The organism is Acinetobacter sp. YH01010 (assembly GCF_013420775.1).
Lineage (GTDB): Bacteria > Pseudomonadota > Gammaproteobacteria > Pseudomonadales > Moraxellaceae > Acinetobacter > Acinetobacter amyesii.
The window spans coordinates 37,810-52,531 of sequence record NZ_VOYF01000013.1 but is presented as its reverse complement, the minus strand read 5'-3'; the positions used below and the strand labels follow the sequence as shown (position 1 = coordinate 52,531).

At 39.7% G+C, this 14,722-nt stretch carries 16 protein-coding genes; 11 read left to right on the top strand and 5 right to left on the bottom strand.

Features of this window, described 5'->3' with window-relative positions:
• The first annotated feature begins 1 nt into the window (after position 1).
• The 8 genes from FTT77_RS12195 to FTT77_RS12160 are packed head-to-tail and all read left to right on the top strand — an operon-like array spanning position 2 to position 6,951.
• Complete coding sequence (locus tag FTT77_RS12195) at positions 2-1,618, top strand: hypothetical protein (protein WP_180109373.1); 1,617 nt, start codon at positions 2-4, stop codon at positions 1,616-1,618.
• A 53-nt stretch (positions 1,619-1,671) separates the two neighbouring features.
• Positions 1,672-2,922: a hypothetical protein gene (locus FTT77_RS12190; RefSeq protein WP_180109372.1), complete on the top strand. Its 1,251-nt coding sequence runs from the start codon at positions 1,672-1,674 to the stop codon at positions 2,920-2,922.
• Positions 2,919-3,179, top strand: a complete 261-nt coding sequence (locus FTT77_RS12185; RefSeq protein ID WP_180026362.1) for a hypothetical protein — start codon at positions 2,919-2,921, stop codon at positions 3,177-3,179. The genes FTT77_RS12190 and FTT77_RS12185 overlap by 4 nt, the downstream gene beginning before the upstream one ends.
• On the top strand, positions 3,176-3,568 hold the full coding sequence (locus FTT77_RS12180) for a hypothetical protein (protein ID WP_180026361.1): 393 nt from the start codon (positions 3,176-3,178) through the stop codon (positions 3,566-3,568). The genes FTT77_RS12185 and FTT77_RS12180 overlap by 4 nt, the downstream gene beginning before the upstream one ends.
• A gap of 13 nt (positions 3,569-3,581) precedes the next feature.
• Complete coding sequence (locus FTT77_RS12175) at positions 3,582-5,612, top strand: hypothetical protein (RefSeq protein ID WP_180109371.1); 2,031 nt, start codon at positions 3,582-3,584, stop codon at positions 5,610-5,612.
• Positions 5,605-5,838: a hypothetical protein gene (locus FTT77_RS12170; protein WP_180109370.1), complete on the top strand. Its 234-nt coding sequence runs from the start codon at positions 5,605-5,607 to the stop codon at positions 5,836-5,838. Before FTT77_RS12175 ends, FTT77_RS12170 begins: the two co-directional genes overlap by 8 nt.
• Before the next feature lie 58 nt (positions 5,839-5,896).
• Positions 5,897-6,178, top strand: a complete 282-nt coding sequence (locus tag FTT77_RS12165; protein ID WP_180109369.1) for a holin — start codon at positions 5,897-5,899, stop codon at positions 6,176-6,178.
• Positions 6,175-6,951, top strand: a complete 777-nt coding sequence (locus FTT77_RS12160; protein WP_180109368.1) for an N-acetylmuramoyl-L-alanine amidase — start codon at positions 6,175-6,177, stop codon at positions 6,949-6,951. Before FTT77_RS12165 ends, FTT77_RS12160 begins: the two co-directional genes overlap by 4 nt.
• Before the next feature lie 9 nt (positions 6,952-6,960).
• Here the strand turns inward: FTT77_RS12160 and FTT77_RS12155 are convergent, their stop codons facing one another.
• The 4 genes from FTT77_RS12155 to FTT77_RS12140 form a co-directional block, all read right to left on the bottom strand.
• Complete coding sequence (locus FTT77_RS12155; RefSeq protein ID WP_180109367.1) at positions 6,961-7,635, bottom strand: hypothetical protein; 675 nt, start codon at positions 7,633-7,635, stop codon at positions 6,961-6,963.
• A 35-nt stretch (positions 7,636-7,670) separates the two neighbouring features.
• On the bottom strand, positions 7,671-8,966 hold the full coding sequence (locus tag FTT77_RS12150; RefSeq protein ID WP_180109366.1) for a Y-family DNA polymerase: 1,296 nt from the start codon (positions 8,964-8,966) through the stop codon (positions 7,671-7,673).
• On the bottom strand, positions 8,963-9,526 hold the full coding sequence (locus FTT77_RS12145; protein ID WP_180109365.1) for a LexA family transcriptional regulator: 564 nt from the start codon (positions 9,524-9,526) through the stop codon (positions 8,963-8,965). The genes FTT77_RS12150 and FTT77_RS12145 overlap by 4 nt, the downstream gene beginning before the upstream one ends.
• Positions 9,527-9,617: 91 nt before the next feature.
• Positions 9,618-10,268 (bottom strand): SOS response-associated peptidase family protein, encoded by a 651-nt coding sequence (locus FTT77_RS12140; protein WP_180109364.1) that lies wholly within the window; start codon positions 10,266-10,268, stop codon positions 9,618-9,620.
• A gap of 61 nt (positions 10,269-10,329) precedes the next feature.
• On the opposite strand from FTT77_RS12140, the gene FTT77_RS12135 reads away from it, so the two are divergent.
• On the top strand, positions 10,330-10,596 hold the full coding sequence (locus tag FTT77_RS12135) for a hypothetical protein (RefSeq protein WP_180109363.1): 267 nt from the start codon (positions 10,330-10,332) through the stop codon (positions 10,594-10,596).
• Between the two features lie 15 nt (positions 10,597-10,611).
• On the opposite strand, the gene FTT77_RS12130 is transcribed toward FTT77_RS12135, so the two are convergent.
• Entirely contained in the window at positions 10,612-11,817 is a 1,206-nt protein-coding gene (locus tag FTT77_RS12130; protein WP_180109362.1) for a tyrosine-type recombinase/integrase, read from the bottom strand.
• 1,073 nt (positions 11,818-12,890) lie between these two features.
• Between FTT77_RS12130 and glnA the strand changes: the two genes are divergently transcribed.
• Both glnA and FTT77_RS12120 read left to right on the top strand, forming a co-directional pair.
• The gene (glnA, locus tag FTT77_RS12125) at positions 12,891-14,306 is read left to right on the top strand and encodes a type I glutamate--ammonia ligase (RefSeq protein ID WP_180004821.1); all 1,416 of its coding nucleotides are present in this window, start codon (positions 12,891-12,893) and stop codon (positions 14,304-14,306) included.
• A 96-nt stretch (positions 14,307-14,402) separates the two neighbouring features.
• Positions 14,403-14,681 carry a hypothetical protein gene (locus tag FTT77_RS12120; RefSeq protein ID WP_180007665.1) on the top strand — a complete coding sequence of 93 codons (279 nt, stop codon included), beginning with the start codon at positions 14,403-14,405 and terminating at the stop codon, positions 14,679-14,681.
• Positions 14,682-14,722 lie beyond the last annotated feature (41 nt).

The following is a 14,722-nucleotide window of genomic DNA, read 5'->3' as shown; positions in this document are numbered from 1 at the left end:
TATGGCTTTTTATAGTCCACAAACATCAAGTATTGTTGGCGAAGAAATTACTTTAAAGGCATTCAATACTGCTGATGTGAAAGTAAAGTACCGCGACACGTCAGGTTCAAATTCATCTACACATACGATGACTGCAGATAAACTAAAACTAGACTTGTCCTCAGGTTTTGATGAGCAAATCCTAACGGGTTCGGCCCGTTTCAAGGTTGGGAGCGATACCTTTTTAGACCGCTCTGGTTTGCTGTATCGCAATGTGGATCCTGCCAACAACTCCGGTATTCAGTCAGGTGTCATCCAGTATGGTACCGGCGTTATCGAAATTGATAGCTGGACGCCGAATGCCGATAACACGATTCAATTGCAGTCATTGACCACAACAACAGATCTACCACCGGTCAATAAGATTGCCTTTCGCACACCGGTAATTCCGCTGCGAGTGCAATCGCTTACGGTCGTTGTTGGAACGCTTGAGTATGGCCAACTCACACTGACTGCCGATGAGAACGGGGTGATTGAGACATCCCGTGCTCATGGCCTGGTGAATTGGGATAATGGTTTTGTGCAGATTTATTTCTACATCAAGACCGAAGTTACAGTTGATAATCGTGCGGAGTTAGAAGCACATGATTGGTACGATCCACTGCTTGAATATGAAGAAGCAGGTAAGACCTATATTAATTTACCCGTGTGGGTGGATGCTTCAAGTGTTCGCTATAACGCGATTGCTTATACCTATCTGCCGATTGATTCTGAATTACTGGGTTTGTCTGCCACGCGCCTACCCATCGATGGCCGTGTGCCAATCTTTCGAGTCGGTGGTATTGGTATTGTCAGTTCAACTAAGTCACAAGCATTACCAAGTGCGATTGCTGGTACGACGTACGACTTAAATGATCAACGTATTGCGTGGTGTGAGCTTGAGGATGCAAACGGCGTGAAAGTTAGTTATGACTTATACACCGTAGATTATGATTATGGTCGCGTGACATTGGGTGGTGATTTTGTTTTGGCAAGTTTGGTTGAGCCATTGGTTGCCAAGTATCGTTATCAAGATATGGGGCAGATCCGTGATGCGCAAATTAATGGCCAAGTCACTTTTACCAAGCCTTTGACGCATAACTATGAGGCCGACAATACGATCGTAGGCTCTGCATTGGTCATTAATGATATGCAAGCGCGTTATACCAAGAAATTCGTGCAGCAAACCTGGTCTAATCAATGGTTGGATGAACCGACAGGTACGCTAATTAGCGCAAATTACAATGATGCGTTGTATCCGATTCAGGTCACAAACAAAGGTGCAATTCAAGAGCGTTGGTATATCCAGTTTACTGATGGCACCAACTTTAAATGTGTGGGTGAATATACAGGGCAAATTGCAACAGGAACCATTAATAATGACTTTAGTCCGATAAACCCTGTGACTGGCGCACCTTACTTTGTGATTAAAAAAGAAGGTTGGGGTAGTGGTTGGGCGAATGGCAACGTTCTTCGATTTAATACGATTGCTTGTAATTTCCCAGTTTGGGTCATTCGTACGGTGAAGCAGTCAGAACCTGCAGTAATTTCGGATTCATTCCAAATCATGTTGCGCGGCGACATTGACCGCGCTGTTTAGAATTTAAATCAAATATGGCCGCTTTATGCGGTCTTTTTTTATGGGTAAATAAAATGGCAAATACCGATATTAAGTGGTTTAGCTTTGATAATACCAATGCGCCGCAGTTTACTAATACATGGGGCTGCTTGGTTGATGTGTTAGATGCGTGTCTTGTAACAGGGTTTGGCTCGCAAGTTATCTCCAGTCTTGTTGTTGAGAATGGTATTGGTATTGCAACATTTGGAGGTGCTCATAATTTTAAACAGTTTCAAGTGGTTGAAATTTCTGGAGCAAATGAAGCTGCGTTGAACGGTGAATTTAAAGTATTCGGACTAACAGCGAATACTATTGAATTTGTTGTTGATGCTGCAGACCAGCTTGCCACCGGTAGTATTTCATGCAAAGTTGCCCCATTGGGCTGGACCAAGGTTTTTAGTGGTGAAAATAAGGCAGTCTATAGAGCTAAGAACACTGAGGCTAATTCTTTTTATCTTCGGGTAGATGACAGTCTCGATCCTGTTTACAACACTAATTATGCGAAATTTGCCAAGGTGGGGATCTTGGAGAGTTGTTCCCACATCGACGATTTTAGTGCCAATCAGGTCCCTTACGATGCTAGCAACCCGAATAAGAATTGGATTGGTACTGGTTCAGGCACATCGGCAGTGAACGGTTGGGCGAAATGGTACCACGCTGTATCTGAGAACGCCCCAACATCACAAATTGCTGACTCTACTTCTCCGGCAAACAATGAAAAAGAGTGGATGGTTATTGGTGATGAATCTTCATTTTATTTAGTTAGCACACCAGTCAGTAATTCACATGCAAACAAATATATTGCTACATACGTTTATGGTTTTTGTGTAACAGAGAAAAAAGGTTTTCGTGTACCATTCTTACTCGCCCATCAGCGAAATACTACTGCCGGTGCTTCAGATTTCTTCTTTAACGTCAACCCGTTGCGTTATGCGTGGGCTTCATCAACCATCACCATGACAACAAACACCGGTGTTTATAGTCAGGATTTAACAGCTTACCCACAATATTATTTGCCAGACAAAGGAACTAGCCAAACACTAATGCGCTCAGGAATAATGAGCTTTAACTCTCTAGAACCAGGAATTCACTTTAGTAAAGTTATGCTACATTCGTCTAACAATGCATTCATGGGTGCTTTGCCTCTGCTTTATAGCATGCAGTCAAGTCATTTAGAGTATGCAGATCTACATACATTTATGGAAGATGATGAGTGCTTTGTGCTTAAAAAAGTTGCTCAAGGTAACAGCTTTGGAGCATTTGTGTTTAGTTTAGGTGAGCTATGAAGATTGATAGAAGGTTCAAATTGGCCAAAGCTGAAAAGGCAGAACTTTTAATCCAGGGTAAGACTCTAAAACAGGGCGTTCCGATTTCATGCAGAGTGCGCGTTTATAACCGAAGCACAGGGGAATTGCTAAATGAAACTACTTCAAAATCAAATGGCAATTACATTCTCTTAGGGGTGAGAAATGGTTCAAATTACATCATCGCCTTGGATCCTAAGAAGGAATACAACATTGTTGCACAGGATAACGTGAAATGATCCAAACTTCTTTAGAAGCCGGACTTGCTCAACTGCAAGCATTGGCAAATTACATAGATCAAGGTAGCGCAAATGCTACCTTTATTTTTTACAGTGACGAAAAGCCAACATCATTAGCTGTTGTGGGAGATGAAGCCGCGAAACTAGTCGTTTTAACCCTTCCCAAGCCATGTTTTAAAAATCTCAATCTAGACAATATTGAGCTTCATCAAACAGATGCAGGTACAGTAACGCAAGCAGGCATTGCCATTTGGGCTCGTCTTTTCAATGGTGAAGGAAAAGCGGTTGCTGATTTTGAGGTTGGAACTGATATTGCATTGGCAAATCCAAATCTGGTAATCGGTAGCACCTTAATGATGAACTCACTGATTTTACGACCATCAATATAAATGAGGTGGGCATGTGTCGAACTATATTCCACCAAATAGACACCAGGTAAACCTTAACTTTAAAGAGCCTGCCACGGGTTCGACTAATCTTGAATTTGGCGCTGATGATCAGAATATCGCATCACTCAATGCGATTGTTAGCACAGTAATTGCTGTTGAATTTAATGCTGAGAGCTATAGTAATGATGTACTAGATGCACAGATTAATACGGGCTTTTATGCTGAATTTAATGTTGTATCAGGTCAGTTTTCGCAACTCGTTGTAATTGTTCAGAATAGTTTTATTGCTGAATTTAAGGCTGTCCGGATTGATCAGTACGGTGCAATTGATACTGTAATTCAAACTAGTTTGACAGCACAATTTGAAGCACTATTTGATATCAATCACTTGGTGGGCGTGTCATATGGCTTTAATACGCAGTACCAAAAGGCGCTTGCATGTTTAAGCGTTATGGAAATACCGTGGGCTAAGCCAATATTAAGAGTCTCAAATGAGGCTCTTTTTTATGAGCGGAGTTTAGTGCTTTCTAACCAAGTGGATGTTCGGTTTGAACAAGCCGGCTCATTGAATCATGCTGTTAGATCTACGCATGAGCAAACCACTGGTTTGAATTCTGATGCTTACATGGTTTGGGAGCAAGGAGAGACTCGATTTATTCACCAGCTTTACGTACATGAAGAATCGATCAAGCTACGTCACAATCGTGAATCAAGATGGCAAGAAATGATTCGCAGGCGCAAGCAATTCACTTATTCACATGAACTCGCTAAACAATTCGAAAAGCGCTTTTCGTTCGAGTGGGATAAGGGGCTTGAGATTGTCACCAAGTCTGATTTGCCATGGGATAAAGCCAAGTCCATTCACTACAGAAAACATCCAGTCCAACCTTGGCCAAAGCCCGACCAAAAGCCTAAACGGCAGCCAGTTCATTTAAATTTTTGTTGTCCATCAAAAAAAGTGAGTCGCTTTAATATCGTGCTCAACTTTGATGAAGACAAATGTGCAAAACAATATATTCCGCAGCTGAATAATCCAAAATGGTGGTATATCGTGAATAATTTAAGTGCTGAACGCTTAGATAATGCTGAACCGATTAAAGTCATTAACGGAACTTATAATTGTAGCCGTAGTACATGGTGTTGGTCTTATTCAATTACCGTGGCACATACGGAGAAAGAAAAACTGCAGCCGCTAAATGAGCAACCGGTGATTTTAAAATTAATCATCAATGGCTTTGAACATCATGTGTTACTTGAGACTGAAACAGAAACGATTAAGTTTGCGAATAAATCTTATACCTACGATGGTCGAAGTGTCACAGCGCTGAATGCAGCGGATTACGCCAATAAACGATCATTTATCCAAGATAATGAGCGAACCTCTGTGCAGCTCGTGCAAGCAGAAATTGATCGAGCTCAATCCGGTACTGAATTGGACTGGAAGTTGATTGATGACGTCGGCTGGATCGTGCCGGTTGAGAGTCTGAGCTATGCAGAACTTGCACCGATGGACGCAATCAAACAAGTGGTCGAAGCTGGTGGTGGTTTCATCTACAGCCAAAAGTCAGGTAATACGCTTTCAATCTTGCCTCGTTATAAAAATGGCTATTGGGATGCAATGACTGTGGACGACTACGATATTTTGATTTCACAAAGTATTGTGATTCAACAAACCATTGAGCAGAACAAGGATTATATTGCTGACTTCAATGCCATTAACGTCGTGAACAGTCGAAGTGGTGACAGCCTGACTGTGAAACAGCGCAATACTGCAGGTGATGTTCCTCTTGAAGCTGTGAGTGGCCCAATGTTTGATGTCGTGTCGGGTGCAAGCTTTGGCAAGATGGAGTTGATCAAAGCCAATATACAGGAATTTCACACTTTATCAGGTTTGCCAGTCGCTCAAGAAATTGGAGAAATGCTGCCGGGTAAAACCGTGGCATTCCACGGACAGTGGTGGGGAGTCATTGATTCGGTGAGCGGTTCATTTAATCATGGCAAAGTCACAGAATCTATCAAAGTGGAGCGCATCCATCGTGACTAATCCTTTATTTGAACTTCGAAAACTGCTGAACCCAACGCACGTTGAGTTAATTGGAACAATCACTTCTGCAAGCCATCCTGAGTATCGTGTTCAAGTGGATGGGGGATCTGGACCAGTGCTTTGCACGAGTGGGACGACATACAACCTCGGTCAGCGTGTGTTCATTTCAAATCAACAAATTTTACGGCCAGCACCATTAGGTCAACACAGTCAGATTGAAGTCTGAATCATTTAAACAATGGCACCGAAAGGTGCTTTTTTATTTCTAAAAATTAGGGGGATTCATGCAAGAGCATGAGAGAAATTTACTACTACTCATTGTCATTGGGGCAGCGATAGGCTTTGCAAAATTGCTTGTGTCTGATGAAAAGCTGACATGGCGTTTGGCAATTGGTCGAACAATTTTGGGGTCTGCAACATCAACAATCGCAGGAGCGGTCGTTTTACAAATACCTGATATCAATCCTTTAGCATTACTAGCCATTGCTTCTGCAGTGGGTATTTTAGGAAGTGCATTTATTGAATCTTGGCTTAAATCACAGGTTACAAAGTGGAGTATCAAATGAAGTTAATCGACAACTGGAAGCAGGCTTGGAAACTCAAGTCAGTACAGGTAGGCGCAATAAGCGCCTTTTTTTATGCCCTGATTTTATTCTCAGAACAGTTTTTAAGTGTCTGGGAGGTGATTCCACAAGAGTTGAAAAACAAGATTCCTGAAAACGTTGCTGAATGGGTTGGTATGTTTGTTGGTGTGGCCATGGTTCTTGCCCGCCTGAAAAAGCAGCCTGAACTACACGATGTAAATCAATTTGTGACGATTACTGCAGGGCATAGCAATGCAGATCCGGGTGCTGTCAGCGGCAAATATAAAGAAGCTGAATTGGTGCGACAATTCCGAAATGCTGTAGCACATTATCTTGCAGCTGCAGGTCTGTCTTACAAAACTGATGGCGCAGGCACAATCAATCTCCCTCTTACAAATGCTATCGCATTGGCGAAAGGTGCATCGATCGCAATCGAATTCCACATGAATACATCCACAAATAGCCAAGCAAATGGCATTGAAACGATTGCGCTGCCAAAAGATAAATTGCTCGCTCAAAAGTTATCTAAAGCCGTGGCTGATGTTTTTGGCAGTCGCCTTCGTGGTGATAAAGGTTGGATTGATCAATCACAGTCAGCCCGTGGAAAACTCGGATTTATCAATGCTGGTGGCTTGATCGTAGAACTCGGATTTATTTCAAATGATACGGAACTCGCCGCATTTAACTCAAAGTATTGGTCAGCTGCGAAAGCTGTTGCTCAAGTAATTATCGAACATGAAAAAGCCCTCAAGTGAGGGCTTTCATTATCGAATCAGGCTCGCGTAAAACTCTGAAATTTCGTCTGGTAGTTGTATTACGATTTTCCTGCAAAGACGATTAAACTCTTTGGATTCGACAGCTTGCTTGGTTTGATAAAAAGAATCTATATACTCAAAATCCGGATTCGGCTTAGAAAGTATTTTAAATAATGACATTACATCATTTTCAATACTACGAATAAACCAAATATGCTGCTCTTCTGTATTTATTGTTTCATCAAAATGGCATTTATAGATTTTTAAAGCCCCGCTTAAATCATCAATATCATCTAATAATGCGTTTACTAATTTTTTATAAATCAGGGATTCTTCGTTATCATTATTTAGTTTTGAGATTGTGCGATTTGAGCTATTCATAAATAATAAAAAAGAATCTGCATGTCGTTTTAAATCTCTCGTTATTTTAATAATTTCTTTTTGATCTGAGCCAATCCGCGAAATAAATATTGGTTTCTTCCAATCTGTATATAGGTAGGCAGCAATCATGGCAGCCACAATAGTTGAAATTCCCCCAAAATAATTACCATATAAAGATATTGCTTTATAAATTGGCTCTTCTTGGCCATTGCAACCCAAAACAATCCCACAAATTACAATTGCAGATATGCTTAATGCGGTAGTGACCCATAAAATTTTGCAAATATTTTTTTTGATATCCATGGTAATTATTCTAAAAATAAAGGGTTTATAAGAAATTAATCCCTAATAGTCAACATCCCATCCACAGAAAAATAGTTCTGCGTCAATCGATTACGACTCATTGACCATCTACGGTTTGGTAACATACACGGTCCAATCGCAAGAATCTTATCCCCGAATTTTTCCTTCACATCTTCTAAAGTCGACTGCAGTTTTTCATCCACTTCAATAGCATCTAAATCTGCCAGCAAATCATGAATGTAAGTTTCCTTAGGCTCAATACCAGTCAATATCACGCCGCATTTCTTAAATTCAATTCCTTCTTTATATATCTCATCAATTCGCTTCATTATCGCTTTTATCATGACTGCAGCTGAGTCAGTGGGTTCAGCAAATCCCATACTGATTGATTTTCTATAAAATGGTTTGTTTGCATCAAATTTATTAGATTCTGCTGAAACTATTACGCAACCACACAAACTATTATCTTTACGCAGTCTTTTAACAGCTGATTGTAAGAATGAACTCACAGCCTCCCTCAATGAATCTAAATCAGTTACTCGTTGGCCAAAAGATTTCGAGCTGATGATTTGCTTCTTGCTGGGAGGAGTTTGCTCTAACTCAATACATGCTGTACCGGTTAATTCAAGAACAGTTCTTTTCATCACAACGGAAAATTGCTGTTCAATATATTGCGGATTCGAGAGAGCTAAATCTAAAACGGATTTAATGCCCATCATTTCTAATTTTTTAGAATGCTTTCGACCAACGCCCCAAACTTCAGATGCTTCAATATCATTAAGCACGTATTCTTTAATGCATGGATCCATTTCGACGAAATTGCAAATGCCATTAAAGTGCTTATTCTTCTTTGCTACATGGTTTGCTATTTTCGCTTCAGTCTTAGATCGACCAATTCCAACACAAACGGGAAGTGCAAGCCATTTCCATAACGCCTCTTTAATATTCTGTGCGATTAGATTCACATCCTGATTCGTGTACGACGTGAAATCTACAAAAGTCTCATCGATAGAGTATTGTTCAACATCTTTTTCGCTGACAAAGCATTTAATAGTATTTACGAAACGTCGACTCATTTCAGCATATACAGCGTAGTTACTTGAAAGTACCTGAACGTTATATTGCTCAACAATGTCTTTAATTTGAAAGAGTGGAACACCCATTTTGATCCCGAGATCTTTGGCTTCTTGGCTACGTGCAACAGCGCAGCCGTCATTATTAGAAAGCACAATAACAGGGCGGTTTCTTAATTTTGGTTGAAATAAACGCTCACAACTGACATAGCAATTATTGATATCAATGAGGGCGATAATACGATCTTGCGAACTCATCTAAAACTCTTAATTACTCTTGTTACAACGCCCCAAATCTCAATAATTTGACCTTCATTAAAGTGAATGTCAGGAAAGTTAGGGTTTTCAGCTTTAAGCCAATGATTATCACCTTCAAGCATTAAGCGTTTAACAGTGAGTTCGTTATCAATGCAGGCGATAATAACGTCTCTATGCTTTGCTTCTAGACTGCGATCGACAATCAGCTCATCATTAATGTCAATTCCGATATTAAGCATCGAAAGCGAATCAACTTTAACAATGAATGTTGCATTTGCATTTTTAATTAAGTGCTCATTAAGATCGACTTTTTGATCGATATAATCTTGAGCTGGCGAAGGAAAACCAGCTTGCACACGTTCAACAGCAAGTGGAATTTCTAGATATGTAACTGGGTCAATTTGACGAATATTTGAAATTTCTGCTTCGTTTTTAGGCTTGTTGAGGTATTCTTTAATCTCCACAATACGAGATTCGGGCACACGAATAACCTTTGTTGGCTCTAATTTTTTTCGACCAGCGCCAATTCTAAAGCCGCCGTGTGTTATGATTTCAGACATAATAAACTTGATAGGTGTAACAGATATCAAGATTTTAATAGTTGCTCAATTAGATTTCAAATTTATAAAATTAAGTAAATTCAATAAGAAGTCAAAATAAGTCGCGCTGTGGCTTTGTTTCAGATAAATGGTTTTTAGGAAAAGTTATAAACTCATCTGACATATCAAAGAAAAATTCATGAGCTTCTTCAAAGTTAGTATTCAGCCAATCTTCTCTATATTCTTCAGGTATAACGATAATGCTGCGCTTTTCATCCTGTGGGGCATGAAACTGTTTCATGAAAGGATGTTTGTCAGCGTTTATCGTCAACATACTCATTGAGCGGATCTGTTCTACATTGATCATTGCACTTTCATATATAGCAGCTACGGTAAACGGCATTCCGTCTTCGCGCGCTATACCATACCAGTGCGGTTTACCGTTGATATACTTTGGCTCATATATAGTTTCGACTGGAATTAAGGCAAACTGATTTTTATACCAAGCGTTCTTGAAACTCGGCTTTTCAGCAACGGTCTCAGTTCTAGCATTATATGTATGTCGGCCGTATTTAAGCTCTTTGGCCCATTTAGGGATCATGCCAAACTTCGCACTGCGCCATTCAATATTACCCTTATTGCTAAAAACTAAAGGGGAGTTATAGGTAGGAAAAATTTCATCAGGGAATTCGAGTTGAGTTGGCTCTGGCAGATTTAATAGAAAAGCCCGGTCACGCTTTATCGCTTCAAAGTTTGAGCACATAGACTTCTCCTTTCATTTTAATTATCATCCTTGCACAAATAATAACCCAAAAGAATAAAAAATGATTTCAAAGCAATTCAAATTAATGAGTTCAGCATTGGCAGTGTTAGGTGTAGCTGCATTTATCTATTTCCAATATCAAATGCGTCCTGAAGTACTTGGGGGATATAAAGATGGAACTGAGCAGTATTTTGGATATCGCTATGCACGTGATAATCAACTTAAATCTGCTGATCAATGTGACGATGAAAAAGATGATCCTGAGATGAATGTGAATGCAGAATTTATAGAGGGATGCATAAAGTACTTCAAAGAAAGAAGTACCTAGCAACAATAGAAGGTTTTATTGCTTCCATCCATCTACCATATCAGCCCAATCTTGCATCATTTTTCTACGATCAGCTAAATATTTTGCGTGATTGTATGATGCTCGAGTTTTATTATCATCAGCATGTGCAAGTTGAGCTTCGATCCATTTGTCATCATAGCCATATTCATTCAGCAAAGTAGAAGCAGTAGCACGCAAGTCGTGAGCTGAAACATCTTCAATAGCTAAATGTTGAAACATTCTATTTAGGGTCATTTGGTTAAGCATTGAGTCCGATTTATAAACCGAAGGGAACACATATACTTTATTACCAGAATTTAAATATTGGTTTTTTAAAATTGCGTAGACTTGTTCTGACATCGGAAGAATATGTTCGCGGCTTTTCTTCATAGCAGACTTAGGAAAAGTTACGATGCGATCGTCAAAATCTACCCAAGACCATTCCATACGACGTATTTCTATGGTTCTAAGCATTGTGTAGAGCAGCATAAGACCAGCATTTTTTACCGTTTCAGTGCCGCCGTAAGTTTCTAAGCGAGTTCTGATCTTGATGCGCTCATCTTTATTCAATGGTCTTGCATGGGTAACTTCGGGTCGTATAACCACATCACGAACAGCGTATGTTGGATCGTTCTCAGCGCGCAGGGTGGCAATGGCATATCGCATAACTGCACCAATAAACTTCCTATTCTGTATAGCTGTAACCTCACCAGTGCCACGATTCTTTTGAGATCTAACTCGTTTAATAGTATTTTTCAAAATACCTAAAACATCAGCTGACGTTACGGCTTTAATGTCTTTAGATCCGATAGCCGGAAACACATCTTTTTCCATAGAAACTGAAAATTGGTTTTTGTAGTTTTCAGTCTTAGAGCTTAGGCGCTCTGCATAGTATTCTAAAGCAACATTTTTAAAAGTATTTGTTAGTTTGCTTTCTTCTTCAAGTTTGAGCTGCTTTCTCTCTAAAACAGGGTGAACTCCTCGAGCAAGTTTAGCCCTCATTTCTTCACGCAAAATACGTGCATCTGCTAAACCGATTGATGGATACTCACCAAGACTCATAGATGACTCTTTACCTTGATGCGTAAATTTAAAACGCCAAACTTTCGTACCTGATGGGCGAACTTCAATATACAGGCGATCTGAATCTAATATTCGGTAAACTTTCTCTTGTGGTTTAAGTATTTTAATTTTTGCATCTGTAAGCTTATTGGAGGCCATACGGGTAACGAACAGGTAAATTTAAGGTTACCCGCAATATTACCCGTAAATGTACCGGATTAAGAAGAACTAAAAGGAACTAATACAAACCTATTTTGTAACAAATCAGACTGTTATGTAGGTCAAAGGAACTAATGGGGAGCAGTGTGAATCTCAGTACTTTTTTTCGATCATCAAAAGCATGAGCGTATTAACCTTTGAAATTTATGCACTTAACTGTGCTTAGAATAGTCCGAAATGATTCTAAATAGTTGTATATTGACCCAAATATCGTGTGGATATTTTTTAAATAGAAAAATAGTGAAATATTTAGAATGCAGCCAATCATAGCAAATATTATTCAATTTCTGCTGAACAATTTCGCCAAAGTTCATCGCAACTGAAATCATTTCAGCAAATTATCGACTTATAAATTTAGGATTTAAGTTGAACAAAGCAATAGGCTGAATTTAAGTGTTTAAAATGTGTTCAATTGATATTTTAAAAAGATCTGCTTACTGTCGTTAAAAATTGCAATTCAGGCTCTAGCTGGAAAAATATGAACCGTTTTGAAGCAAAATCACCAAAATGGAGCACAATTAATGCAAAGGTAGATTGATCAAAATTAAAACAAAATGGTTAAATCTACTTCAAAAAAAGAGTGCTTTAAGGGCTCAAAAAACCTAAATATCGATCATGAATATAGTTATCACGCTGGTATTTTTCCATCTAGAACTAGCTAAACCATTAGTTTCTATCGTATTTAAATTCGACCTTAAAGCTTTGATAAAATCTCAATGATTTTATCGTTGAAAGCGATTAATCATTTTGGTGCATACTAGTGCAAAACCAAGTTGCACTATTTTGATACACCTGCGAGAAGTTTTTAAACAAAAGTGATGAAGAGTGGCTGAATATGGTGCATTTACTGTTACACACAGTATAATAGTCGAAAAGCAAGGAGTTAAAATCTTCTATTCTGATAAGGAATTCAATATTTTAGCTTGGCTTTTAAAAGTTGGTACGGTAATTGCTTAATAACTACCAACTACTAACACGCACTTCAGTGTGCACAAAAAAATCATCGGAGCAAAATGAGCATGGCGAACAAGGTCCTTCAACTCATCCAAGAAAGTGGCGCAAAATGGGTCGATTTTCGCTTTACTGATACTAAGGGTAAAGAACAACACGTAACTTACCCAGCAGATTCAATCGACGAAGATACGTTTGAAGATGGCAAAATGTTTGATGGTTCTTCAATTGCTGGTTGGAAAGGCATTGAAGCATCTGACATGATCTTACGTCCAGATGCAGAAACTTGTTTTATCGACCCGTTCTTTGCAGAAGCTACAGTTGTTGTGACTTGTGATGTTATCGAACCTTCAACTGGTCAAGGTTATGAACGTGACCCACGCTCTATTGCTCGTCGTGCGGAAGAATACCTAAAATCAACTGGTATCGGTGATACAGCTTTCTTTGGTCCAGAACCAGAATTCTTTGTTTTTGACGAAGTAAAATGGGACATCGATATGTCTGGCGCGCGCCACACATTAATCGCTGAAGAAGCTGCTTGGTCTACTGGTAAAGATTATGAAGCGGGTAACTCTGGTCACCGTCCACGTGTGAAAGGTGGTTACTTCCCAGTCCCTCCTGTTGATTCTTCACAAGATATGCGTGCAGAAATGTGTGCAAAAATCGAAGATATCATGGGCCCAGGTCGTGTAGAAGTACATCACCACGAAGTTGCATCTTGCCAGCTTGAAATCGGTGTAAGCTTCAACACTATGGTTCGCAAAGCGGACGAAGTTCAACAGTTCAAATATGCTGTTTGGAACGTTGCTCACCAATATGCTAAAACTGCTACATTTATGCCTAAACCAATGGTTGGCGATAACGGTTCTGGTATGCACGTTCACATGTCGATCTCTAAAGATGGCAAGAACTTGTTTGCTGGTGATGAATACGCTGGTCTTTCAGAAATGGCGTTGTACTTCATTGGCGGTGTGATCAAACACGCTCGTTCATTGAACGCAATCACAAACCCATCAACTAACTCGTACAAACGTTTAGTTCCACATTTCGAAGCGCCGATTATGCTTGCTTACTCAGCACGTAACCGTTCAGCTTCTATCCGTATTCCTTATGTTTCTAGCCCTAAAGGCAAACGTATCGAAGCACGTTTCCCAGATCCAATGATGAACCCGTACTTAGGTTTCGCTGCACTTCTTATGGCTGGTCTTGACGGTATTCAAAACAAGATCCACCCAGGTGAAGCTGCTGACAAGAACTTGTATGACCTTCCTCCTGAAGAAGAAGCTAAAATCCCTACAGTGGCTCATAGCCTAGATATGGCGCTTGAAGCGCTTGCTGCGGATCATGATTACCTTCTTAAAGGTGGTGTGTTCACTAAAGAAATGCTTGATGCCTACATCGAACTTAAAACTGAAGAAGTTCGTCGTCTTAACACGACTACTCACCCAGTTGAATTCGACATGTACTACAGCTTGTAATTCTGTACAGAATTTCACTGTAAAAAGACCCGCCTTGTGCGGGTTTTTTTATGGAATGGGTTAAGATAAAGCAAAGAGTTGAATGAATATCTAAACATGGCAAAACCACGTAAAAAACATACCGGTTTTTTTCCTTGGATTGATCCAGCGGATCAAGCAAAGGGATTTAAACTCAACTTTTCAGAAGTGACTTATTTGGAAGTGGGACGGACAGTTGAAGGTTATAAGCAGGCTCAATTTGTCGAACTGAAAAACCCAGAGTTGGCATTGGAGTTTGATTACCCTGAAAGTTTTTATATTACGACCGAAGGGCTGGTGCTGATTAAAACGCCGCAAGGCAAGTTTGAAGCCATTGCCAAGACAGATAACTTTTAATTCAACACGATAATATTGAACTGAAAAAATGACCTACAACG